The organism is Pyrobaculum ferrireducens (assembly GCF_000234805.1).
Lineage (GTDB): Archaea > Thermoproteota > Thermoprotei > Thermoproteales > Thermoproteaceae > Pyrobaculum > Pyrobaculum ferrireducens.
Map to the genome: position 1 here is coordinate 62,353 of NC_016645.1, position 22,735 is coordinate 85,087.

24 protein-coding genes and 1 tRNA gene are annotated in these 22,735 nt (G+C 54.9%); 11 read left to right on the top strand and 14 right to left on the bottom strand.

Features of this window, described 5'->3' with window-relative positions; all coding sequences use genetic code 11:
- Window positions 1-56 precede the first annotated feature (56 nt).
- From P186_RS00305 to P186_RS00315, 3 genes are read left to right on the top strand one after another with little or no spacing between them, the layout of a single operon-like run.
- Window positions 57-2,270: a hypothetical protein gene (locus P186_RS00305; protein ID WP_014287363.1), complete on the top strand. Its 2,214-nt coding sequence runs from the start codon at window positions 57-59 to the stop codon at window positions 2,268-2,270.
- A complete protein-coding gene (locus tag P186_RS00310; protein WP_237179429.1) occupies window positions 2,240-2,779 on the top strand; it encodes a hypothetical protein in 540 nt (179 codons plus the stop codon). Before P186_RS00305 ends, P186_RS00310 begins: the two co-directional genes overlap by 31 nt.
- Before the next feature lie 26 nt (window positions 2,780-2,805).
- Entirely contained in the window at window positions 2,806-3,459 is a 654-nt protein-coding gene (locus P186_RS00315; protein ID WP_014287365.1) for an ERCC4 domain-containing protein, read from the top strand.
- Here the strand turns inward: P186_RS00315 and P186_RS00320 are convergent.
- Window positions 3,456-4,529, bottom strand: a complete 1,074-nt coding sequence (locus P186_RS00320; RefSeq protein WP_148682542.1) for a family 1 glycosylhydrolase — start codon at window positions 4,527-4,529, stop codon at window positions 3,456-3,458. The genes P186_RS00315 and P186_RS00320 overlap by 4 nt on opposite strands.
- Before the next feature lie 258 nt (window positions 4,530-4,787).
- Between P186_RS00320 and P186_RS00325 the strand changes: the two genes are divergently transcribed.
- Window positions 4,788-6,503: a hypothetical protein gene (locus tag P186_RS00325; protein ID WP_014287368.1), complete on the top strand. Its 1,716-nt coding sequence runs from the start codon at window positions 4,788-4,790 to the stop codon at window positions 6,501-6,503.
- Between the two features lie 7 nt (window positions 6,504-6,510).
- On the opposite strand, the gene P186_RS00330 is transcribed toward P186_RS00325, so the two are convergent.
- From P186_RS00330 to P186_RS00340, 3 genes are read right to left on the bottom strand one after another with little or no spacing between them, the layout of a single operon-like run.
- Window positions 6,511-6,933: a universal stress protein gene (locus P186_RS00330; protein ID WP_014287369.1), complete on the bottom strand. Its 423-nt coding sequence runs from the start codon at window positions 6,931-6,933 to the stop codon at window positions 6,511-6,513.
- Window positions 6,926-7,957, bottom strand: coding sequence for a type II glyceraldehyde-3-phosphate dehydrogenase (locus tag P186_RS00335; protein ID WP_014287370.1), 1,032 nt, complete (start codon window positions 7,955-7,957; stop codon window positions 6,926-6,928). Before P186_RS00335 ends, P186_RS00330 begins: the two co-directional genes overlap by 8 nt.
- Window positions 7,954-9,180, bottom strand: coding sequence for a phosphoglycerate kinase (locus P186_RS00340; protein ID WP_014287371.1), 1,227 nt, complete (start codon window positions 9,178-9,180; stop codon window positions 7,954-7,956). Before P186_RS00340 ends, P186_RS00335 begins: the two co-directional genes overlap by 4 nt.
- Window positions 9,181-9,295: 115 nt before the next feature.
- On the opposite strand from P186_RS00340, the gene P186_RS00345 reads away from it, so the two are divergent.
- Both P186_RS00345 and P186_RS00350 read left to right on the top strand, forming a co-directional pair.
- Complete coding sequence (locus tag P186_RS00345; protein WP_014287372.1) at window positions 9,296-9,871, top strand: nucleotidyltransferase; 576 nt, start codon at window positions 9,296-9,298, stop codon at window positions 9,869-9,871.
- 31 nt (window positions 9,872-9,902) lie between these two features.
- Window positions 9,903-11,726: a threonine--tRNA ligase gene (locus tag P186_RS00350; protein WP_014287373.1), complete on the top strand. Its 1,824-nt coding sequence runs from the start codon at window positions 9,903-9,905 to the stop codon at window positions 11,724-11,726.
- Window positions 11,727-11,743: 17 nt separating this feature from the next.
- Here the strand turns inward: P186_RS00350 and P186_RS13695 are convergent, their stop codons facing one another.
- Window positions 11,744-11,917, bottom strand: coding sequence for a hypothetical protein (locus P186_RS13695; protein ID WP_158307115.1), 174 nt, complete (start codon window positions 11,915-11,917; stop codon window positions 11,744-11,746).
- A 151-nt stretch (window positions 11,918-12,068) separates the two neighbouring features.
- Between P186_RS13695 and speD the strand changes: the two genes are divergently transcribed.
- A complete protein-coding gene (gene speD, locus P186_RS00355; RefSeq protein WP_014287375.1) occupies window positions 12,069-12,455 on the top strand; it encodes an adenosylmethionine decarboxylase in 387 nt (128 codons plus the stop codon).
- A 20-nt stretch (window positions 12,456-12,475) separates the two neighbouring features.
- Complete coding sequence (locus tag P186_RS00360) at window positions 12,476-13,387, top strand: hypothetical protein (RefSeq protein WP_014287376.1); 912 nt, start codon at window positions 12,476-12,478, stop codon at window positions 13,385-13,387.
- 2 nt (window positions 13,388-13,389) lie between these two features.
- Here the strand turns inward: P186_RS00360 and P186_RS00365 are convergent, their stop codons facing one another.
- The 3 genes from P186_RS00365 to P186_RS00375 form a co-directional block, all read right to left on the bottom strand.
- Window positions 13,390-14,346: a hypothetical protein gene (locus tag P186_RS00365; RefSeq protein ID WP_014287377.1), complete on the bottom strand. Its 957-nt coding sequence runs from the start codon at window positions 14,344-14,346 to the stop codon at window positions 13,390-13,392.
- A complete protein-coding gene (locus P186_RS00370) occupies window positions 14,318-14,794 on the bottom strand; it encodes a hypothetical protein (protein WP_237179430.1) in 477 nt (158 codons plus the stop codon). Before P186_RS00370 ends, P186_RS00365 begins: the two co-directional genes overlap by 29 nt.
- Before the next feature lie 241 nt (window positions 14,795-15,035).
- Window positions 15,036-15,131 (bottom strand) — tRNA-Ser (locus tag P186_RS00375).
- A 261-nt stretch (window positions 15,132-15,392) separates the two neighbouring features.
- On the opposite strand from P186_RS00375, the gene P186_RS00380 reads away from it, so the two are divergent.
- From P186_RS00380 to P186_RS00390, 3 genes are read left to right on the top strand one after another with little or no spacing between them, the layout of a single operon-like run.
- On the top strand, window positions 15,393-15,851 hold the full coding sequence (locus tag P186_RS00380) for an NUDIX hydrolase (protein WP_148682543.1): 459 nt from the start codon (window positions 15,393-15,395) through the stop codon (window positions 15,849-15,851).
- Window positions 15,820-16,332: a hypothetical protein gene (locus P186_RS00385; RefSeq protein WP_148682544.1), complete on the top strand. Its 513-nt coding sequence runs from the start codon at window positions 15,820-15,822 to the stop codon at window positions 16,330-16,332. The genes P186_RS00380 and P186_RS00385 overlap by 32 nt, the downstream gene beginning before the upstream one ends.
- On the top strand, window positions 16,322-16,888 hold the full coding sequence (locus P186_RS00390) for a hypothetical protein (protein ID WP_148682545.1): 567 nt from the start codon (window positions 16,322-16,324) through the stop codon (window positions 16,886-16,888). The genes P186_RS00385 and P186_RS00390 overlap by 11 nt, the downstream gene beginning before the upstream one ends.
- Here the strand turns inward: P186_RS00390 and P186_RS00395 are convergent.
- From P186_RS00395 to P186_RS00420, 6 genes are all read right to left on the bottom strand, one after another.
- Window positions 16,885-17,328: a molybdopterin-guanine dinucleotide biosynthesis protein B gene (locus P186_RS00395; protein ID WP_014287382.1), complete on the bottom strand. Its 444-nt coding sequence runs from the start codon at window positions 17,326-17,328 to the stop codon at window positions 16,885-16,887. The two genes, P186_RS00390 and P186_RS00395, sit on opposite strands and share 4 nt — an antisense overlap.
- On the bottom strand, window positions 17,325-17,627 hold the full coding sequence (locus P186_RS00400; RefSeq protein ID WP_014287383.1) for a PadR family transcriptional regulator: 303 nt from the start codon (window positions 17,625-17,627) through the stop codon (window positions 17,325-17,327). Before P186_RS00400 ends, P186_RS00395 begins: the two co-directional genes overlap by 4 nt.
- Window positions 17,624-18,679, bottom strand: a complete 1,056-nt coding sequence (locus P186_RS00405; RefSeq protein WP_014287384.1) for an inositol-3-phosphate synthase — start codon at window positions 18,677-18,679, stop codon at window positions 17,624-17,626. The genes P186_RS00400 and P186_RS00405 overlap by 4 nt, the downstream gene beginning before the upstream one ends.
- 64 nt (window positions 18,680-18,743) lie before the next feature.
- Window positions 18,744-20,504 (bottom strand): (Fe-S)-binding protein, encoded by a 1,761-nt coding sequence (locus P186_RS00410; protein ID WP_014287385.1) that lies wholly within the window; start codon window positions 20,502-20,504, stop codon window positions 18,744-18,746.
- 44 nt (window positions 20,505-20,548) lie between these two features.
- Entirely contained in the window at window positions 20,549-21,193 is a 645-nt protein-coding gene (cas4, locus tag P186_RS00415; protein WP_014287386.1) for a CRISPR-associated protein Cas4, read from the bottom strand.
- Window positions 21,174-22,727, bottom strand: a complete 1,554-nt coding sequence (locus P186_RS00420) for a GTP-binding protein (RefSeq protein WP_148682546.1) — start codon at window positions 22,725-22,727, stop codon at window positions 21,174-21,176. The genes cas4 and P186_RS00420 overlap by 20 nt, the downstream gene beginning before the upstream one ends.
- Window positions 22,728-22,735 lie beyond the last annotated feature (8 nt).

Here is a 22,735-nt window from a genome sequence, read left to right on the forward strand (position 1 = left end):
TATATATTGGACACATTTCCAAGAACCCATGGAAGGGAGATTTTTTCCAAACCGCGTTGTTGATAGCCGCGCTAGCGGCGGCCATGTCAGCCGCCTCTCCACACAGGCCAGCGTATACGTCGGATTACATCTGTCTGGATGCTTTAGACGTGGGGATTTCTAATCCCCATAGCGTCGCGCTGAGCGTCTACGTAGACGGCGAGGGGTTCCGCCCAACCGCCCTGTACGTCGAGGGCGATGTCGTGTCAGGAGTCTTTCCAAACATAACAAACGTGGTGTATACAGTGGTGATGCCGCAAAAAGCTAAGAGGGTCTGTCTTGACCTGCCTATTTCTAACTCTGCGCCAGATTCCGTGCAGAGGGCCGCAGAGGCATACGCGAGGGCAAAGGGGCACCTATACGCAGTCGCTACCCCGAAAGGACGCGGCTACCTCTTGGTGGAGAACCGAACTGCTGATATCCCGCCTTTTGTTAAGTGGCCCGGCGGCGGCGCCACGGCGAAGCCGACAGATAGGCGGGAGGTCGTGCCGCGGGGCGGCAAGAGGGGCGGGGAGCCGGTGGCCTCGGTCACGGCTAACGTGGGCGACGTGGTGGGCTACATCCGTAGCGTTGCGTATAACTTCACGAGATACCCGGGCGGTTGCACGAGGAATCCATACCGGATTGCCCTACCCAACGGCACGTTGTGGATTGAGTTTATCCTCACCAACGCGACGACGCGTGGAGACTATACAGTTTATATAGATATATACGACGCCCCGGTGGGGGGCGCTACGGTGTTTTACGACGTATATGGACAGCGTGTGACTGTCGATAAGAGGTCGCCGACCTACCTAGCTAGGCACGTGGATGTGCCACCCGCGGCTCAGGACAGAATCATATATTTAGAGGTGTGGACCTGCGGCGGCCCGCCCGGTGTTTTAGATGGATACATCGTGTTTAGGGTGCGGACGAGTGACTACTACGCCGACTATGTGCGCTACCCCATCCAGCCCGGCGCCGTGGTTGTTGTGAAAAACACCCTTACAAGCCCCAGCCTAAATGATATGTACTCTAACACCACTCACGTAGTCCTTCCGCCTTTCGAAACTCCGCCCGGCCACTGGGTAGGAACCGGCGCGCTGGCCGCCGACGTCACAATTAAGCTCTGCACCACGAGCTCCTCCACGCCGCCGCCCTCCTACTTCGGACCGCTGAACCTGTACTACGGCCCCTACTGGGTAGCCTCAACATCCGTGGCGGCGCAGAGTTGCGGCTGGCAGAGTATTGGCGGCTACAGTCTCTACTGCTGCACCTACAGGGCCAATACCTGGAGCTGGATAAACGCCCAGGATCAAGTCGCCACGGCATATTCGCTGAGAAATCCACTCGGGTTCCCAGTAATCCTAGGCCCTATACCCAGCTCCAGCGCCATCGTGTACTCGGACGCCGTTATTAACACGCTTTACTACAGAGGCCAGAGGAGGCCCGACATAGCGCCACCGGATTCGAGTATTTACTCAGGCTACGCCCACAACTTCGCAGATGTTGTACTAAACTATCTAAATGTGAGGGGCACATCTGGCGTGGGCATTAGAATAGACGTAAGGACACAATTTTCAGGTGGAAGTAGCGCTATCCCATACATTCCTATAGCCCTCTCTCCACTTAGGATAACAACGCCAACCTCTTCTATAGTGTATAGCCAGCCTGATAGGGTAGACATAATGCTGAGAAGCCCCTATGCCATGTACTCACCTGGACTCGTAGGCGGCGGGAAAACTCTAATCCCAGATCCTAGTGGTAGACAAGCTTTTGAATCTATATCGGCCGTGCTCGACGGCCTTGGGATCTTGGCCAAGGGTCTTCAGTTTGTAAATTATTTTGCTAAGAATCCGTACGTGGCTGGCGCCGCCGTTGCCATGTCTTTCATAAGCAGTGTAGGGCAGCGTGTGGTAAGCTCCGCCTATAGCACTGTCACCACTTCTAGTGCCGCGTCTTACACTACTACCGTGATGGTGAACATAGGATGGGCCGAGAAGCGCACACAGCACGCGACTGCGCTATATATACAAATAGATGCTAGAAATGATCCAGCTATTATCAATATCGAAAGTGTATCTATATGGGAGGGGAGCTGGGTTAGAACTTATACGTTAGCTATAAGTTCCACCGCGCCTATAAGGCTAAGTAGGGCCGCGGAGGATGTATACCTATTCCGTAACTTCTTCTGCCTTTTTAACGAGGTAGCGGCTACCGGATGGATCTGCAACTACGGCGGGTTCAGATAATGGTGCCTATTTTCTCCGCCGCCGTCTTGTTCCTACTCTTTTTACCGCTTTATTTTCTAGATCCCTCTTTCCACTCGGTCGCACCACTCGGGTTTTCGCTCGCCTACATCGCCGCGTTTAGGCCGCGGCTTCTGGCACTCTGGCCCCCCGCCTTCATCGTGCCCGTCTTATACCGCCTGGGTGTTCTCGACGCTGTGTGGGTTCTCTGGTACACCGTGTTTACCACCGTTTTGGCGTACCTCTTAGCGCTGTCTCTGGGAAATAGGGGTTGCCGCCTCGTGTCTCTGGCGGTTTTCTGGCTGATGTCGCAGGTCGCCCCCTTCGTCGTAAGCCTCCCGCTGTTTCTGTTGTTCGGCCCAGTCTTCGGCGCCCCCCTGCCCAACCTCTGGGAGTACCCCCTCTACGTGGCCGTGTACTGGAGTATATACCAAACCCACGGAAGAGCTGTGAACCGGTGCCAGAGGCACATTGAGGAGCCAGAGCTCAGGTGCTGGTGCTCTAGAAAGTAGATTTAAGACCCGGGTTGCAGTGGGACGTGAACCCGGTGGTGCTGGTCGACACGAGAGAGTGGGCTCTGGAGGTGGTTAGGGCCATAAAGGAGGCGGGGTGCGGCGTCTTGAAGACGAGGCTCGAGGTGGGCGACTACGTCGCTGGGGATTTTGTCTTTGAGAGGAAGAGTGTAGACGACTTCGTAAACTCGGTGGTGGAGGGGAGGTTGTTTGAACAGGCGGAGAGACTTAGATCATCCGGCATGAGGCCCGTCGTGGTGGTGGAGGGAGATCTGTGGGGCGAGCTGAGGTTTAGGAGGGTGTCGCCCAACGCGGTTTTGGGGGCTCTGCTGGCCCTGGCGTCTATGGGCGTCGGGCTGATCTACACCGAGGATAGGGCCCAGACGGGGGCTTTGGTGTGTCTCGCCGCTAGGCGCGAGTCGTCTAGGAGGGGGGTCAAGGCCCCGGTGGCTAGGAAGCGCGGGGTCGACGTCAGATCTCTGCAGATTGCCCTTCTGGCCTCGCTCCCCGGCATAGGGCCTAGGCGTGCCGAGGAGTTGCTGAGGCGGTACGGCACGCCGCTCAACGCCCTGCTGAACTACAGATCTTGGAATGTCGACGACAGGAGCCACATGGCCATAAAAAGGGTGCTGGAGACCCCATACGGCGACAGCTCGACTCTCGACGACTTCCTCGGCTAGAGCGGTTGCCAGCGCCACTCATGGCCAAGGTCGAGATTCTCCAGCCTACAGGCGGGGGGGTTTCTCAACGTCTCTCTAAATACGTGGGCGAGTTTTGTAGGCACTCTGCGTGTCCCCTTGACGTCTATGAGCGCGAAGAAGGGCTGATACCCCAGGCCCCACTCGTAGCCGTGTAGAAAGCTCCACCATATCGCGGCCTCCGGTTTCACCTCTTTGAATATGCCGGCCATGGCGCATAGGTAGCTGTACCTCAGCTCCTCGTCTCTTGTGGCTATGCCGAACTCCGTCACGGCGAGGGGCCGGGGCGGCCTTACCTCCAGAAGAGCCCCGGGCCTCAGCACGAACCTCAGCGAGAAGTCGTCGTATTTCCCCACCACGTAGAAGTTGAGGGCGGCGTAGTCCATCTCCCGAAACATACTCATATACCTGTCGTTCTGCTTGTTTAGGAAGTGCAGCACCGCCTTGAAGACGGGGCTCCTCGCCTCGAATTTAGTGTATGAGTGGGTGAAGGTGGCTTTGACGCCGTAGCTCTTCAACACGTCCCGCGCCTCTGTGATGGCGTGGTCAATCACCGACTGGGCTCTTCTCATGTTTTTAATAGAGAGGAAGGCGAATGGGGGCAGGTCGCCCCTTCCGTACGCCAGGTAGGTGTACATATTCGGCTCGTTAAAGATAATGGCGACGTCTATGTAGTCCCCCAGCTCCCTAGCCACGAGGTCTACATATGAGAGGAACCTCGCCGCGACCATCCGGCTCTCCCACCCCCCGTGTCTCCACACCCAGCGGGGGTTGGTGAAGTGGTGTAGGGTGACCCAGGTCTCCAACCCCGCCTCCTTGACGTCGCCAAGGTATCTCTCGAAGAGCCTAAGCGCCTCCCGGTCGTAGCGCCCCTCCACGGGCTCCACCATAGCCCACTCCACGCCAGTCCTAAAGATCTCAAGCCCAACAGCCTTGGCCAGGCTTATGTCCTCGTTGTAGAAAAGCAGGTGGTGAGCCCCCGGCTCGTCCGGCATGTCGCACCTACAGAAGCCGAAGTGTTGGTAAGGCGAAATCGCGGCGCCGATCTTCACACCCCACACCAGCCATCATTTAAAAACGATTAGCTCCACGAAGCTTATGATCTTTGATGTCCTTTTATTTCAGCAGATGGCTAAGTAAAAGTGCGGCATATGTTCATGATAAAGAAGAGGTATCAGGGGGATCTCCGCCAGCCACCTTGTTGGGAGAGGCGTCTGGGCAAGCGCGGCGCCGAAAGAGCTTGCGATAAACATAGGTACGAATACGATTCGTATTGAGTCAAATATATATACAGAATTAAAGTACATTACGTGGAAGATAACAGATCAGATAGAAACATAAATAAGTCAATAGAACTAGATACTAGGTATATGCCCAATCAATCAAAGCTGATAAGAATGATTGGAGCCGCAGGTTCACTTATTTTGCTTATATTGTTTCTTACAGCGCTTATGCAACTTGCATACCTGGCTCCCTACCTAGGGACGACCGCATCGTCCATTCCTGAGAGTCTAGTAGAAAGAATAGTGAACCGCCCCGACTACGCTGTGCACTACACAGCTAAGTTGCCTTTTGATAACGATACAAATATCATAGTTAGAGTCAAGCTTAATGGTACGCCTGTTGATTTCGGCATGTACGTCACCGCGCCTTCTCCAAAGGGATTTGTAGAAGTGGGCAGAACCCGTGGAGGGGGCGAGGCAAAAATATCCATAGGCCACTACCTGGGCGAAGCCGTGAGGCTTGTAAGAGAGCTCGGCTACACTCCCAACCAGGCGGGGCCCAGCCTTATTTTACACATTACGACTAGCTGGAAGGATGGCAACGAGACGTACGTCGGCACTCAAATAATTGCCGTGCCGGTAATCCCCGGGAAAGTGTCCGGCCGCGATATTGTCGTAGATGTGAACTTCAAGCCCCACAGAAGACACAAGATAAATGGATCTGCTGTGCCCATCAGCCAAGCCGCCGCTTCTCACAATGTGGCAACCGCTACAGCCTCTTCCTCCTTACCAGACCCGGTCACCGACTATTGTGTGTGGATTGATCCGGGGCTCCCTAGCTGGAAGCTGGTTTGCTACATCTGGAGATATAGCTACACACAATACGACGGGTGGGACGGTATAATGTTCGCCACTACTCACCTTGACAGTATTGACGGCGAGGCGATTAAACAAGTAACTCACGACGTAGATGTAGCGATATATGCTAATAAAGCCGTTGGATTTGAGCTAGGAGTAGAGACTCAGCTTGGTTACCTCAACCTCCCCGGACCTGGCTTCACCATTGCAGCTGGCAACTCTAACTGGAACATATTCAAGATGAACTGTGTATACACAAACTCATTTTTCATAAGCTCCCCCGGTACATGTTCTATCTATATTGCCAAGGACGGCACCACGCGCTCCTGGGACTTACCGACATTTTATAAAGATGTTATTTTAGCCACTGGTACCTACGGCATGTACAAAATAGGCGTATATGACTACCTCGAATGTTCATGCCCCACCAGCGATGGCTTCAGTTGCAGTACCGTGGCGTTTTACTGCACAAAGAAGTTAACAGATAGGTTGCACTGGGTGGCGCCACAACTAAATCCTGATACCCAGACGTGGTATCCCTATACAATTATAGACGATGGCTTGGCGCAATACTGGAATAAGTGGTTGCTAGTTTCAGGACAGAAATATAACACAGTAGCCACGCGCATGCTTTCCCCCGACCAATCGCTAACAGATTTACAAGCCGGTATGTATTACACGTCGGAGAATGTTAAGTTCTTCGCGCTTAGCTTTCCACTACTAGTGTTCGGCTTAGGTGTGGAATTCGGCACTTCATCTACTCAGTTTGGATACGCCTCTGTAACCCACACCGTGCTGGCAGGAGCATGCGGCACAGTTGAGCTTAGGAGGTACTACGCGCCGCAGATACACCTCGAGCCATCAGTTTCCACCTCCTGGACAAGAGGTGAGTTAATACAGCCGGTCACAGCGGCTTACTGGCCCTACTCCACAAAGTGTCCGTAGACTAGAGCTATCGCAGTATCAAGACTGAGGTGTTGGCCGCCAGCGCCACTGCTATGGATGTGCTGTTGTACAGCAGGGCGGAGGCCCCGTAGTAGCCGCGTGAGAGGAGGATTACCATGTCGTAGGTGTTTTCAGACAGCTCTTTGACTATTTCCGAGGCAACGGTCTCGCCCTCCCCCATCTTCCTAGTCTTGAAGTGGTACCTCACCCCCCGCTTCCCCACGAAATCATCCACGGTCTTTTTCAGCTCCTCTGAAGCATCCCCCTCCGTGGGGGCCACGTATAGGAAGACTATCTCCGCGCCGTATCTCTCGCCGAAGTCCACGGCCACATTCAGCAACTCTCTAAGCCTCGCGGGGCTCATCGGCGAGATGGGGACTAGAATTCTCCTGAATTTGTAAGCCAGCTCGTAGAAGGGCTCGTCACCCATATCTCTTCCCCTCTGTTATCAGTTTAAGTGTTTTGTCTGTTTTTTCTATGGAGGGCCACTTGGGCATGACGCCGAATATAGCTCTTATCACGTCTATGTTTTCCGGCACGACGATGGACTCTTGGTGGACGCCGTACATTAGGTACAGCTCCCCGCCTCTGACCGTCACGGAGTCTCTGAATATGGCAACCTCTGGAAAGTCGCCCCTGGGTCTGCCGAGGTCTCTGGCATACTCTATGATCTGCGCGAGGCTTAGTAAGCCGGCGCCCACGTCGGCTAGGAAGAGCCGCGGCGTCTTTGCAAAGGCCTCGAGCACCGCGTCTCTGGTGTAGCCCCCGTCTAGCTCGACGTACGCCATGTGCATGTGCATAATCGTTACTGGCACCGCGACAGCCATGGTTACGATGTCTACGTTCCGCAGGATCGTCTGGACGTCGGGGCCGTGGTGGCTGGGGACGCTCGCCGGGTTTGGGACGACGTCGTTGATAGGCCCCTTCTTGTGCTCCTTGGGGTCGGCGCCGCGCCTCGCGATGAATATCCTCGCCTTTTTGATCCCTATGCCGTTTAGCATCAGCGACGTGAGAACTCTCGTAATGCCCGTGGTGTTGCAACTCACCACCCTCACGTAGCGCCTGCCCCTCGCCTCTTCGTAGTTGGCGAGGGCGTTGAAGCTCACCTCAGCCACGTCGGCGTCCTCCCCACCTTGAAAAACCACGGGCTTGTCAAACCTGCTGTAGTACTTCTCCTTGTTGTCTCTGCCGACGTCCTCGGGGGAGGCGTCTATTATGACGTCTGAGGCTTTTATCAAATCTTCTATCGTACCCGCCGGCTCGATGCCGGCTTTTCTAAACTTGTCCAGCCTATCCGGCAGAGTGTACACCCTGAAGCCTCTCTCCAGCGCCACCTTCGCCTCGTAGTCCGGCGTCACCTTCAGGACTCCGGAGATCTTCATGTCGTCCTGCGCCGCCACTGCGTCGGCAATGCGCTTGCCTATCGTCCCGTAGCCAACTATTCCCACTTTCATAGTTTGAACTTCCTGGCGGATGTTAAAAGTGCCTTCACCGCAGGCATCTCCTCTCCGCCTATGGTCTGTATGAATGCTCTGCCTCCTGTGGATACGTGGAAGGCTTTGTCCAGCACCCCGGCCTTCTCCGCGGCCATTATTGTGTGGCCGCCCCCTAGAATGAGCTTTCTACGGGCCGCCGCCTTTAACAGCTCCATTGTGCCCGCTGCAAATCTCTCATCTTCTATATACCCCATCGGGCCGCTGAATATTACCAACTCGCTTTGGTCGACGAGCTCTTTAAAGGCTAGGATCGTCAGCCTTCCTATGTCGAGCGGCGACTGGGCTAGCGAGTAGACGTCCATGTCCATCCTGCCGTTTTGGTTCACGGCGAAGTCGACGGGCGTGTGTATCTGCCCGCCGTATTTTGCCAGCAACTGCTTCGCCTTGTCTATGTACGGGAGGTAGCCGCCTTGCTCCACCACCTGCTTAAGCGCCGTGTTTAACACGCCGTGTTTAGCCACGGCGAAGACAAAGCCCACAAGGCCCCCGACAGCCACCTTCTCCACGAAGCCGTTTTTCAACAACTGCTCCACAGCCTTCAACGTGTCTGGTATCTTGGCCCCGCCGGCCATCAACACGACGCCCCGGCCCTTCTTCTCGAACACAGCCCCCAGCGCTCTGAGCTCCCGCTCGAATACGGGGCCGGCGCATGAGGGCAACACCATGGGGAACCCCACGACGCTTGGTTGCGATCTGTGGGCCACGGCGAAGCCGTCAAAGACGAAGTAGTCTGCGAGGGGGGCCAGCTTCCGCACTAGAAACGTGTCGGCCTGGGCCTCGGGGACTTTTTCAATAACCTCCTCAGCCAGCACGCGGACGTTCTCCAGTAGCAGTATCTCGCCCTCCCTGAGCTCCCGTATCTGCCTCCTCGCCTCTGGCCCAATGACGTCGTCGACGAATTTTATCGGCTTTTCTAAGTACTTCTCTATGTAGGGTTTGTGGAGGTCTAGAGATGTGAAGTCGTCTTGGCCGGGCCTGCCCTGGTGCGCCAGGACGACCACCTTTGTCCCGGCCTCGGAGGCGACGCGTAGTGTGTAGGCGTGCATACGTATTCTGAAATCATCTACTATCTTTCCATTTACAATAGGCGAATTTATGTCAATTCTAATAATTAGAGTTTTTCCTCTATGTAGGCATTTGTTTATATTTGGAATCTGATCTACTATTTCATTAAGCAACATGTGGAAAGTTATTACTAGGGTTAATAAGTATTACTGGCTACACCCACTATTTATCAATATATAGTATATTTAGGATAAGCCACAAACTGTTATTAATAAGTGCCTCTTTGGGGCTATGCGTCTTGACAAATACAAAACCGCGCTGAAAAGGGTGGCGAAGAGTCTGAATGAGAAAGGCGTCGAGCATGTGCTGATCGGAAGCGCAATCTTGCCATTTCTCTATAATATAGACTACGACCCCAGGGACTTGGATATTTTTGTAATTAACAAATCCACAGTGTTGGATAACGAGCTGTTTGAAGAAATTGCCGAGGAAAACGACTGGGATATGGGCACCTCTGACCACGGCACTATATACTACGAGTTGATAGTGGGTGGGGAGACCGTAAGGGTAGATCTGCTGGAGAATATCCTAGACATATATATACCGCCGGAGCTTTTGGCAGATCTCAGAGAGGTCGATGTCGACGGCATCAGGGTTAGGGCTATCGGGCTGGAGCAACTCCTCGTCTTGAAGGCCAAGATAGCGACTAAGGAGGCTGAGGATTTCATAAACGAGGTGGCTAGGTACGTGCTGGAGCGCGGCATCAAGCTCGACTACGACAAGATAAGGAAATACGCCGGTGCGTATCCTGAAGACGCCGAAGGTATTTTGAAGAGGCTTAGGAGAAACGGGATCTACGTAGAATAAACAGTTATAAAATAGGCGGAAGGCGGGTAGTATGAGAGTTCTCTACATACACGCCGAGCGTTTTAGCTGGGAGCCTAGAGAACCGGCTCTCGACATCAGAGACGAGCCGTCTTCCGGAGCCGCCTCTAACGCCTTGGTGGTCTTCGTCTCGGTGGAGAGGGGCGACACCGCAGACGAGGGTTTTCTAAAGGCCGTGGCGGGCGACGTGGTGGACATGGCGAGGAGGGTCAAGGCGGCCTCGGTGGTTATATACCCCTACGCCCACCTCTCCAGCGACTTAGCTAGGCCTTACGTGGCGAGGGAGGTGCTAGATAAGCTGTATGAAGCGGTAAAGTCACAGTTCGGCGACGGGGTCTACAAGGCGCCCTTTGGCTACTACAAAGCCTTCGAGCTGAAGTGCCTCGGCCACCCGCTTTCGGAGCTCAGCCGGAGTTTTAAGCCTGGCGAGTCTAGGAGCGAGAATAAGGCGGAGGAGAAGAGGGACTACTACGTAATCATCACGCCGGCGGGGGAGGAGCACGACCCCGCCAAGTTCGACTACAGCGGCTACGGCGATTTAAAAGCTTTGGTGGAGAAGGAGGTTTTTAAGAAAGAGCTGGGCGGGGGGGAGCCCAGGTACCTGGACTACCTCAGGAAATTCGGCTTTGAGTGGGAGACTATGTCAGACGCCGGCCATATGCGCTACGCGCCGGAGGCCACCATCATGATGGAGCTGGTTGAGGACTACGCCTACATAGTGGCCAAGTCGCTGGGGATCCCGGTGTTTAAGATCAGAGGCACCAACATGTTTAAACTCTCGGAGCGCGCCATTGAGTCCCACGCGAGGCTCTTCGGCGAGAGGCTCTACATCGTGGAGTCCGACACAGATTTGATACTTAGATACGCCGCCTGCTTCCAGCAGTTCGCCATGGCGAAGGACTGGGTCATAAGCTACAGACACCTCCCCTTCGGGATGTTGGAAATAGCCGACTCCTACCGCCACGAGCAACCCGGCGAGACGGTGCTCCTGTTTAGACTTAGGCGTTTCTACATGCCCGACCTCCACATATTTACAAAAGACCTGGGAGAGGCTATTGAGGTCACCTACAAACTCCACGAGGCTATATTTAGAGAAATTGGGAAGCTGGGGAGGACCTACGTCTCTCTATACAACGTCACAGAGGACTTCTACAAGACCCACAGGAGCTACCTAGCCGAGCTGGCCAGGAGGGAGGGCAAGCCCATTTTGGTGAGGGTCCTCCCCGGGCAGAGGTACTATTGGGTGCTCAACGTGGAGTTCCACATAGTGGACGAGCTGGGGCGGCCTAGGGAAATCGCCACTTTTCAAATAGACGTGGGCAACGCCCAGCGCTTCGGCATTAAGTACGTAGATGAAAACAACCAGGTGAGGCACCCCGTCATTATCCACACAGCCATCTTAGGCAGTGTGGAGAGGTACCTCTACGCGGTGTTCGACACCATGGCCCTGGCGGAGAGGCAGGGCAGGTCTCCGAGGCTACCCACGTGGCTCTCGCCGGTGCAGGTACGCGTAATCCCCGTCTCTAGAGAGAACTTGAAATACGCCATGGCCGTTGCCGACTACCTAGAGGCCGAGGGCATCCGCGTCGACGTCGACGACAGGGAGGAGACTTTGTCGAAGAGGATTAGAGACGCCGAGACCAGCTGGGTGCCCTACATCGCCGTAGTCGGGGCCAGGGAGGAGGCCGAGGGGGTCTTGGCTGTTAGGGAGAGGGGCGGGGGGCAGTACAAGGCGAAGCCGGAGGAGCTTGCGGCGAAGATCAAGGAGGAGCTTAGGGGCTATCCACAGAGGCCTCTCTACATGCCGAGGCTCCTAAGCCAGAGGCCGTCGCGGTAGCTCTGACTGTCTGTTTATTATGTTTTTCCGCACTGGCCTAGGGCGGTGCACACGGGCTCTAGCCTCATCAATGCGTCTAGGGCGCCGCCAGTGAGGCGTATCTGCTTTTTCTGTTTACTCCAGCTCTCCACGCCCAGCGTCTTCAGCACCGCAACCGTCCTCGCGTAGTCCGCCCCGCGCCTACGACACAAATGTAGTAGCTATCCCCCAAGCGGTTCACCGTCAACTACTCGGACCGTTCATATAAGTAACTCTCGAAGCTCCTGAGCCAGAGGTTTGTGAGTAACCGATATATTTATTCAAGCGAAAAGTTTATATAGGGGTACCTACGGCGCGGTCGCAATGCAAGCAACAACCCAAGCCCAGACGAAAACCCCCGTGGTGGGTAAGCACGTCTACGGCGAGCTATACGGCGTCGACGAGGGGTTGCTCCGAGACGAAGACCGACTCCGAAGGGTCGTTATAGAGGCCGCCCATATAGCCAACATGCACCTGGTGGAGGTAAACTCGTGGAGGTTTAAAGGCGGCGACAAGGAGGGGGTTTCCGTAATCGCGCTCGTGCTGGAGAGCCACATTGCGATCCACACCTGGCCAACCTACGGATTTGCTACTGTAGACGTCTATACATGCGGCGAACACTCCGACCCGATGGCAGCCTTTAGATACATAGTATCGCAACTATCCCCCAAGCGGTTCACCGTCAACTACTCGGACCGTTCATATAAGTAATCCTTCTCTTCTTTTTCCCCGTGTCCAACATTCTACTCATCGTACTGTGGCGTAGGGCTGAGGACCTGCCCTTGGACATCCGCGAAAAGGCGGCTTACGTCGGCACCGCGTATTCGGCAGACGTAGTGAACCACGTCGTCAAGGCTCTCTACGAGATCTATACACACGTCGACACGGTGGTTGTATACGGGCCTGATCTCAGCGGCGCGGGCGACTACGTTGTGCAGGCTCTGAGGGGTGAATGTAACGACGCTGTGAGAGTCCCCTGTCAATACATAAAAGAGCTCGGGGTCCAAGTGGTGGATCTCAGATGGAGAGACGACAACACGCTGAGGGAGGTCGTGGCGATGCTCTATAAGCCAAGGAATACGCCCGCTAGGGAGAGGCGCGAGGTGGCTCTAGAGCCTCCGGACAAAAGGCTACAGTACCGTGGACCCCATGTGATCTACGACCCGGACCCCGCCACGCTGAGGGCCAAGGCTGTCGACTATATCTTGACCTACGGCGTCGAGACTAGAGACGTCATCTACAGCGTCCTGATACTACAACGTGGAGACGGCGGGGGCTACGCGGCGGGGCCGTGCGACCTCTTAGAAGACTGGCCCTGCGGCTTGGGGAGAGCCGACGTTTTCATGGCCACCCCGGCGTACGTCAAGAAACGGGAGCTACAAAAAGCGGCCGCCTTAGTCGATGTGGGGATCTACGGAAGAGATGTATACGACCCACACGGCAATTTCGTCTTGGCCGACTCGCTGTATCACTACAGCCCCCGCGGCGTGTTGCTTAGACAGATAGAGCTGACAGAGGTCAACGTAAGGAGAGAGGCGCAGAAGCTGTTGCCAGACCACGCGTTCTACCTGGGAAGGGAATACGCAGCCTATAGAATACTAAAAGAAAGATATGTACAAGACAGGTGGAAAGGCGAATTCTGAAATTAGATACGTTTCAAAAAGTCTAGAATTCTTTCAGCTACTTCTCTTGGGGAACCGTACTTACCTTTCACAAGCGCGTAGTGGTGGCTCTGCCAGTATATGTCTGTTCTCTCGGCGGCTTGCGGTAGGAGTTCCACCAGCTCTGCCCTAAGCCCCTCGTCGAAATATCTGGCGAGAGAACTACGCGGCACGGCCCACACAGCTCTTAGATCTAGCAACGCCTTTAACACGTCGTGATCCACATAACCACGTCTCAGGGGGTCTACTATCTTGCGCCTAGCCTTCTCCGCCAGTTGCCAAGCCACTGAAGAGATTTTAAAGCCGCCGTACAGCTCAACGGGCGGATTTAGCTCGACCGAGACGCCAATTCTGAGAAAGTCTACCCTGGGCGTGTCGACGCCCAGAATTTCTGCCGACATTCTCTTCACCTCAGCAACAACGTCGTAGCCGACCTCCACGCCCATACGCCGTAGGTAAGTCCACAGAGGCACACCAGACCACCTAGTCACCACAGGCACCCTCAGCGGCAGTAGGTATGGAAAGACGTCTTTCTCAACGTCGTGTTCAAACAAACCGAAATAGACATGCCTCCCCACCCATACAGCAACTGCGTATCCCTCCTCTACCAGCTCGCGGTTCGTCTCTGCCACCATTTCTAACACAGAAAGTTTAGAAGTAGGCGTAGGCGGAGCGGTATCTACATCAAATGTAAATCTAGGCGGCTCTCCTACGTCGGGCAACACGACGTAGTTTATCGAGAAGCCGCCTCCGATAACGAAGCCGCGTCTATTCATAATCTGGGAATACCTAATCATGTAGGCCACCCTCTCGCCATCAGAAAGCAGTTGCTGAGACGGGGCGTGCGGCCAGCCCAGCCGTGTCAGTACCTGCCTAATCTCGTCGATGGTAGGGACTAGGCGCAGAACCTCTCTAAATTGACGTAATGTCTCTCGCCCCATCCTCAAGTATATACCCCGTCGCCCACCTAGCTACGTAGTTAAGCCACGGGAGAAATTCCTCGCGGTAAGGGTCAAAGGCCCCCCAGGAGACGCTCCGACCTCTCAGCAACATGTCCCACACCACCAACGCGGCCAGAATAGCCCTGCCCCGCGGCCCAGACAGCGCGTAGATCTTATCCACGTCGTAGAGCCCCCGAGACCACAACAAATCCACAAGATAGGGCCCAGCCTCTCCATAACTTAAAATATCTGCATAACACTGCTCCACAGTACAAACATAGCCGCCGTAATCCGGAGAATACTCCACCTCTCGCCTATCCATATCATTGACATATACATCCGCCTTAACAAAACCCCGAGCCTTCACATCCGCGATCACCATAACTCTGTAAAATCCCACCGCCTTCTTCAACCAGGGAATTACGTAGTAAAACACTGCCCCACTCACTAACAAATCACAGCCTAATAAATTAAAATCTTAATTCTAGCCAGGTGCGCCCCCACGTCGGGCGCCCGCCTATGCGTGCCGCCTACACGCCCCAGCCCACATGCGGCGCCGCACTGTAGCAAGCCCTGTCTGGGATCTATGTCGTTTGAAACCCCGCCGTCATATTGCCTACTCTACGCCTAGCCCTCAAGATCCTCACAGCATTATGATTTACGGATTTAAGAGAGGCTGTGAAGAAAAGCGCCGGGGGTGGGATTTGAACCCACGCCCCCTCGCGGGGACGGGATCTCCTGCGAGGCCTCAAGTCCCGCGCCTTGGGCCGCTCGGCCACCCCGGCTATCAACACACAACACGTCCTATATTAAAAACTTGTCCAAAGAGACTGGCTTACAGACTGTTCTTAAACTTTGTATACGATTCACTGAGAGGTATAGGCGTATTTAAAAAAGCGACTGGAGTGCCACTACATTTTTGGAACCAGCTCTATGTACTTACTAACGAGGACCTTACGTATGGCATATAGTTCCTCTATGTTTTTCCTTAAGCCGAGTAAAATAGAACCTTCATGTAACTTTTAAACAAGTACGTAAGTGGAAATATGAATGGCCCGGGCGGGCCCCAGAAGCGCTTGGATAGGCGTCCGCCTCATGTAGTTGCTTCTCACCTTTTCTTAGTGGAAGACGGGAGGATTCTTTTCCTAAAGCGTAGGAACACCGGCTATTTTGACGGATACTACAGCGTGCCTGCTGGACATGTCGAGGAGGGCGAGACCGCGGTTCAAGCGGTTATCCGCGAGGCGCGTGAAGAGCTGGGGATAACGCTTAGGTCTGTGGAGTTTGCATACGTCATGCATAGGTTCGAGGGCCACTACCGCGTCGACTTCTTCTTCAAGGCGCTGGAGTATAAGGGCGTGCCTACAAACGCAGAGCCGGAGAAGGCGGAGCACCTCGCCTACTTTAAACTGGACTCGCTCCCAGGTAACGTAGTGCCTTATGTTAAAAAAGCGGTGGCCGACTACTTCCTACATGGCAGGACCTACGGCGAGTTTTTCCTATAACGCATTGGTCGCCTGCCTCGCTCTAATACAGGCGTCTTACGCCTCAGACGCCGTCTACCTAGCCTACGTGCTTGACCCCGCCAGATTCTTCGGCGTCTTTCTGTGGTACTACCTATCGCTCGCCATGTCGAGGATCCTCTCCGGCTATTTTGTAGATCTGTTAGGCGGCGGCGCCCTTCTCCGCACGTCGTTGGCGATGCAGATCGCGGCCAGCGTTTTTACAGGCTTTTCAGACGACTACTACCTGCTTTCGCTAGGCCGTTTTTTAAGGGGGTTCGCCACCAGCGCCATGATAGTTGGAGTGCTGGAAGGCTCCGCCCATATACACTTCAGAAAGCTATACGGCTACACGGAGCTAGCCATGGCGGCGGGCTACCTCTCGGCATATATAGCCCCGCGGCCGGTTATCTACGCTCTCTACATTCTCCTCACGGCGCTGTTTCTCCCCCGCCAAAATGCAGAGCGGGCGTGTGGATTTTAGATTGGCTATTTCCCGGGGGATTATTCCAGTGGCAGTCTCCGAATTTTTTCTCAACATGGGGCTGGCTTTGACAGTCCCGGTGGCTTTGAAGATTTCGGTAGGCGAGTCGCTACTCCCAGCCGCACTCTCGGCCTCGGTTTTAATAAGGGCGTTTGTACAGCTTGCGGCCCGGTCCGAGTTCAAGGCGGAGGAAGTCGCCGTATTTAGAGTTGTCGAGGCTTTTCTCCTCTACCTACTTTCGGTACTTAGAGGAGTTGAGGCCGCCCTAGTCTATTTCGCCGTCAACATAATGGCTGGCGCATACAGAGCCTCGGTTGGGCTAATTATTCGGAGATCCGCCGAGAGAGGTGGGGATTTGGGTTTCCACTACTTCATGAGAGATCTAGGCGCGCTGGCGGGCGCGGCTGTGGGCATGTGGATGCCTTATGCGATATTTATTGCAGTATCTACGGCGTATGTATCCTCGGCGCTTGTGCTCGCAACAACAAGGCCAGGCCGCATCGCGTGCGATCTTAGGCGAGGGGCTGTGGCGAACTGCGGTGGCCGTTGTCTTTAGTCTGCGACCTTCCTGCCTCTGTATGTCGCTACTACTGCGAGGACTTTGCAGATGTCCTCCTCTACACACCTAACCTCGACCTCTCCTTCTGGGCCTTCAATAACTACGTCGGCGTCGGGGGGCGGATCTGGGCCTATGTGGATTTTGTAGCCGACTTTTTTGTCGCGGAGTCCCTCCACCACCACATAATCAGCGTCTACATCTCTGCAGTCTATAGAGCGGGTGTAGAGTACATATATCTCGCCGTTGTAGAACAAGACCTTGTCCGCCCCGGCCCTCCTCAGCCTGTGCGTGTCTTTGGTGGGGGGCTCGGGGTCGTGGTGGCTTATCTTTATGGCGGCCACGGTGTATCCCTCCTCTTTTAACTTTGCAATTATTTTCTCAGCCAGCGCCGTCTTGCCCACGTCTTTGCCCCCGGTGAGCTGTATGACGCAGGTCATGTGAGGAGTTGTAACAAGTTGCGGAGGTCATCTACGACGTGTTTTAACTTCTCTCTCGCCTCTTCCGAGGGGGCGTATAGCTTCCTCCCTTCCCTCTCCACCTCCACCAGGACGCCGTCGGCGACCATCCGCTTAATGAGGACGTAGCCATATACGGCGCTGATGTTGAAGCCGAGCCTCCTCAGCTCCTGTATTATTGCGTATCCATGTAGCGGCCCCCTCTTGTCAAGTGTACTCACTACATATAGCCAGAGGTTGCCCTGGCCTATGCAACGTTTAAACCGCTGGTATGCCCTCATCTATCGCGCCTCCCCTCTATAAACTCCAGCACAGCTCTGTAGGCCTCGTCTGGGCTCATGTGCACCGGCGGGTTTTTGAAGCCCCAGGCAGATGCGCTTATCAGCGGGCCGCCGACTCCTCTGTCCAGCGCTAGCTTCGCCAGCCTCACCGAGTCGGTGACAACCGCGGCGCTGTTCCACGCGTCGTGTACGTCTAGGGTGGCCTCTATCCTTATCTGGAGGCCGCCGAATATCTCCGCCTCTATCAAGGTATGCGCTATTTTTCTATCGCCAAGGAAGCCGATGTGGGCCACCGGCGAGATGTAGGCGTCGAACTCCTGGCCGAGGGCCATCATCTTCACCGCGGCGGTCTTCGTCTTCTCCTTATCCCCCCGCCTATACATCAAGTTCACGAAATCCGGGGTGCCGCCTACATTTATCTGGTAGGTATGCCTAATCCTGACCCCCCTAAGCGCCAGCAACCTCACCAAAGTTTTATGCAGGACGGTCGCCCCTATCTGGTTCTGGGTGTCGTCTCCGAGGAGGGGCACCCCCCTCTCGGCGAATTTCCTCTGCCAGTACTCACTCGTCGCTATCGACGCAGGCATGGCGTTTACAAAGGCGGCGCCCGCCCTAAGCGCCGCTTCTGCATAGGCCTCAGCCGCCTTCTGAGCCCCAGTGGGCAGGTAGTTAACCAAAACCTCCGTATTTGTCGAGTTCAGCTCCCTAACCACGTCCTCGACGGTGCCCTCCACTATCTTCGGCACGAGGCCGCCCGCCGGCACGCCGTCGAGCGCAGGACCCGGCCTCACCACTACGCCGAGCTTCGGAGGTTTATAGACCACAGTGGCGTTGTTAGGCGGCTGGAATATGGCCTCCGCCAGATCCAGCCCCACCTTCCTCGCGTCTACCTCAAAGGCTGAGGTGAAGACTATATCATGGGGCGTGTAGCCCCCGACGTCTCTAAACGCCACTATGGGCTCCACCTCCCTATTTCTCTTGTACATCTCTATGCCTTGGACTAGGGCGGAGGCGCAGTTGCCGACGCCCACTATACCAACTCTGATGGGCATAGCTATCTAAACAGCTGTGTTAATAAACAATTCTGTTTAGATGATGGCTTTCCCCAGCGGCGGACTACTGCATTTTCTCGGCTATCACCTCCGCCAGATCTTTCACAGCTACTGGGCTCTCCTTTGTCCTCTTGGCGTCTGACAGCATGGCGTTGCAGAAGGGGCACAGCGTGACGATGGTCTTGGCGCCGGTGGCCACGAGCTCCTCGAAACGTATGTGGCTAATTCTCTTCTCCTCGGGGACGTCGTACCAGTAGTTGCCTCCACCCGCCCCGCAACAGAAGGTCTTCTCCCCGCGTCTCGGAGGCTCCTTCACAGGGCCCAGCTTCACCAACACCTTCCTCTGGGGCTCTACCACTTTGTTGTATCTCGCTAGGTAGCAGGGGTCGTGTATTGTCAAAAGTTCGCCGCCGGGCCTCACAGCTATCTTCCCCTCTTCAACCAGCCGCTGGATAATCTGTGAGTGGTGATAGACCTCGAGCTTCACCCCGAAGCTGGGGTATTCGTTTTTGAAGACGTTGTAGCCGTGTGGGCAGATGGTGATGAGCTTCTTAACTCCGTATTTTTCAAACACAGCCTTGTTCGCCAGCACAATTTCCTGGAACCTGCTCTCCTCGCCGATTCTCCTCACCGGATCGCCGCAACAAGTCTCCTCATCTCCAAGCACGGCGATTTTCTCAAGCATGCCGGCTTTTTTCAAAACCTCCACGAGCGATTTGACAATTTCCCTAGTCCTGCCGTCGAAGCTACCCATGCAGCCAACCCAGAGCAGGTACTCGGCCTCTGGGTTCTCCCCTATCAGCCTCACGCCGAGTTCCCTCAGCCAGTCGTGCCTACCTGCGTTAGCCACGGACATGGTGTTGCCGTACTGGGATACGGACATGAGTACGTCTGCTATCTTCTTATCCACCTTGCTCTGGGCCACGAGGGCCCTCCTCACGCCGTAGATCACATCTAGGTGGTTCACCCTCACGGGACAGCTGTAGACACACATGCCGCAGGTGGTGCACGCCCAGACTTGTTGCTCCAGCTTAACCGCCAGTTGGTAGTCGGGGTTTTTAGAATTCAGCGCCACGGTCCTCACCACTACCCTAGGCGATAGCAACCTGCCCGCCGCCACCGCGGGACAGCCGGCGTCGCACGCCCCAATCTCGCCGCAGGACTCGCACGACAGCAACACGTCCCTATCTACGTCTGCCACCTTCTCGTAGCCAAACTTAACATCCTCAGGCTTCACCCTGCCCTCAATTACGTCCTCTAGCTTAAAGGGGGTTCTGAACGACGTAATTTCCCTCTTGTGGTTAACTATTAGATTAGCCGCCGGCTTGACGTAGAAAACCGCGAGTAACAAGTTCCTCACAACCCCCACGGCTAGCGAAAGCCAGCTGAGGAAAATTGAGGTAAATATGTCGGTAAACGTCAGCACTATTATAAACAGCAAAACCAGCTGCATTTTCTCAGATTCTGCGACGAAGCCGCGCCCCTCGCCTAGCCTCCTATGTATCACGCCGCTTCTGACGAAAACCCCTACACGGTAAATCGCCGCGGCGAGGAGGCCCGCCATCACCGGCACGCCGATAATCCACAGGACAGTGGCAAGGGGCTGAAGTGGGTGCAACAAGGCTAGCAACACGGACAGCACAATGCCGGCGGCTATGGAGAAGTGCATGTAGCCAACGCCGCCTCTCATCGCTTCTTTAAACTCATAAATTATCAAATTGATAAAGTCTATCTCCATATTATATAAACGTATTCTCTTAACTAGATTTATTATGAAAATTATTAATGTTATTAAAAATAATATCAATAAAACTTCATTTATCATGTAAAAATGCGGAGAAGACGATAAATAAATATTGACTTCGACAACTACGTTATGTTCCTACACAGCGGCTTGAACGGACAACGTCTGCACTCCACCTTAGGCGGCTTATCCATCTCAAGCACGGACTTAATCTGGCGCAACACCTCCAACGCCCTGTCGTCTCTCTCCACTCTCTCCACCCTATTTCTATATACGAGATATCCGTGGCGGGACTTCAACATGTAGATATAGATCTGGAGCTGTCTCTTGTGGGCCTCCCTGCTGGCCAGCCCAGACTTGACCTCCACCGGTATATACTCCCTGCCCTTCTTAATCACCACATCCACCACCCCCACCAACTCTCCTATCTCTAACTTAAACTCTGTAATAACGTTGTCAAACGCCGCGACGGCTCTCTCGTACCTCTCGTGTAACAGCTTTCCCCGGATTATGGAAACCGCCGAGTCTCTGGTGAAGAGCTTAAGGCCTAGCTTGTACTGCAGCCACAAAAACCTCGGGCAAAACTCGAAGTCGTTTATAACTGAGGGGGATATGTGCCTAAAGTCGTATCTATACGCATATACCTCTGGCAGTAGTTTAAAGATCGGCCGCTCCTTCCCGAGCTCGCCCAGCGCCGTGTCCACGTCAACTTTCTCCAGATCGTCGCAGTTAACTAAGCTACAGATGGGCTTAGGCAAGAGGAGCTCCATCTACCCCCAGGATGCGGCCGAATATCCTTGTCGGGCCGTTTCTGAAGACGAAAACCCCTCCGTCTATATACCACGGCCTAGACAGCTCTATCTTGACGACGCCGCTGTCCCCCACCATGAGCTCCCCCCTATCAATCTCCTTTATATATCCGCCGGTCCTCACAGCCTTGTAGTGAAAGACGCCCGAGAATCCTGACCTGATGACCGTCGGGTGTCTCAAAACCAGGACCTCAGCCGTAATTTCCCTCACGGCTTTTAAAGGCCTCGTCGATATGGCCATCCCCTTCTCAATCTTATCAACCCGATCCAGAGCTATGGTGACGAAGCTACCTGCCCTGGCCTTCTCAACAGGCGTCCTGTTGAGGTGTATAGACTTGACAGTTGCCTGCGCCCACCTGCCGTCGCTGTAGGGCCCCACCCATATCCTTTCCCCCATATGCAGTACACCCCTCTCTATCAGCCCCCCCACCACAACCCCCACGCCCTTCACTAGATAAATCTCCGAGACGTACATAAGGGGCTCCCCGTTGAGGTCCCAGCGCCTCCTCCTAGGCAGGAGGGAGAAGAATTTAAGCAGTAGGTCGAGCCCGTGTCCCGTCACGCTGGAGACGTAGAACACGGGCGCCACCCGGCCGGCCGGCATGGCCTTGGCCGCCAGCACCACGTCGCTCACGTCCTTAACTACATAGGGTATTTTACTCACGCCGGGCATTTTAAGAATCTTAACAACTTCGTCGACGGTCCTCCGAAACACCTCCTCCGGGGCGATGTCTATCCTAGTCACCACCACAAACACGGGCACGCCGAGGGCAACCGCTATGCCTAGATGCTCCTTCGTCATTTTCTGGACGCCGGAGTTTGCGGCTACCACCAGCATGACGTAGTCCGGCTGGGAGCTGAAAAGCCCCCTCAACGCCGTCCTTAAATACCTCTCGTGGCCCCCCACGTCGACGAGCAGAACCAGCTTGTCAGACCTCCTGTAGACCTCGGCCTCGTCTAGAGGATCCACCAGCCCGTGGTTAACCACCTTGTCGCCGCTGAAGCCAAGAAGCCTAAGCGACACAGCCGAGGTACGCCCCACCAAAACCTCGTGCTTATACCTAGAGGCGTAAGACCTCGCCAGCCCGTTGCCGTCGTCAAGCCTGCCCGTGGTCAACACGCCCACTAGAGTGGACTTACCAGCGTCCACGTTCCCCATAGCCACCACCGTCACGGTAGGCGGAGGCTCCTCTCTAGTGGCAATCCTAAGCAGAACCTCGGCCACCTTCCCCCTAATGCCATCCGACACTCTAAGAATGTAGAAAGAGGCCCCTACACGCCTAGCCATCTCCCGCAACACGCCTAACGCCCTCAGCAACTCTTCATCGGGCAGTCCCAGCGGCCTCCCGTCGTTAGACACGCCGATTAGATACACCGCCTCCCCCCCGCCCTCCGCCAACCTGCGCTTCAGCTGACCCGCCAACCTGTCGACGTCTTGAGAGTCAAGAGTAAGCTTATACTCCACATTGCCCTCCTCCGACTCAGGAGGAAACACCACAAAAA

Bases quoted from the DNA above. Each gene is read 5' to 3' on its own strand.
- P186_RS00310 (WP_237179429.1), top strand. From the start codon at position 2,240: ATGGATCTGCAACTACGGCGGGTTCAGATAATGGTGCCTATTTTCTCC.
- P186_RS00330 (WP_014287369.1), bottom strand. From the start codon at position 6,933: ATGGGTGACGAGCCCTTCTACGAGCTGGCTTACAAATTCAGGAGAATT.
- P186_RS00335 (WP_014287370.1), bottom strand. From the start codon at position 7,957: ATGAAAGTGGGAATAGTTGGCTACGGGACGATAGGCAAGCGCATTGCC.
- P186_RS00340 (WP_014287371.1), bottom strand. From the start codon at position 9,180: ATGTTGCTTAATGAAATAGTAGATCAGATTCCAAATATAAACAAATGC.
- P186_RS00345 (WP_014287372.1), top strand. From the start codon at position 9,296: ATGCGTCTTGACAAATACAAAACCGCGCTGAAAAGGGTGGCGAAGAGT.
- P186_RS00350 (WP_014287373.1), top strand. From the start codon at position 9,903: ATGAGAGTTCTCTACATACACGCCGAGCGTTTTAGCTGGGAGCCTAGA.
- speD (WP_014287375.1), top strand. From the start codon at position 12,069: ATGCAAGCAACAACCCAAGCCCAGACGAAAACCCCCGTGGTGGGTAAG.
- P186_RS00365 (WP_014287377.1), bottom strand. From the start codon at position 14,346: ATGGGGCGAGAGACATTACGTCAATTTAGAGAGGTTCTGCGCCTAGTC.
- P186_RS00380 (WP_148682543.1), top strand. From the start codon at position 15,393: ATGAATGGCCCGGGCGGGCCCCAGAAGCGCTTGGATAGGCGTCCGCCT.
- P186_RS00385 (WP_148682544.1), top strand. From the start codon at position 15,820: ATGGCAGGACCTACGGCGAGTTTTTCCTATAACGCATTGGTCGCCTGC.
- P186_RS00395 (WP_014287382.1), bottom strand. From the start codon at position 17,328: ATGACCTGCGTCATACAGCTCACCGGGGGCAAAGACGTGGGCAAGACG.
- P186_RS00400 (WP_014287383.1), bottom strand. From the start codon at position 17,627: ATGAGGGCATACCAGCGGTTTAAACGTTGCATAGGCCAGGGCAACCTC.
- P186_RS00405 (WP_014287384.1), bottom strand. From the start codon at position 18,679: ATGCCCATCAGAGTTGGTATAGTGGGCGTCGGCAACTGCGCCTCCGCC.
- P186_RS00410 (WP_014287385.1), bottom strand. From the start codon at position 20,504: ATGATAAATGAAGTTTTATTGATATTATTTTTAATAACATTAATAATT.
- cas4 (WP_014287386.1), bottom strand. From the start codon at position 21,193: ATGGAGCTCCTCTTGCCTAAGCCCATCTGTAGCTTAGTTAACTGCGAC.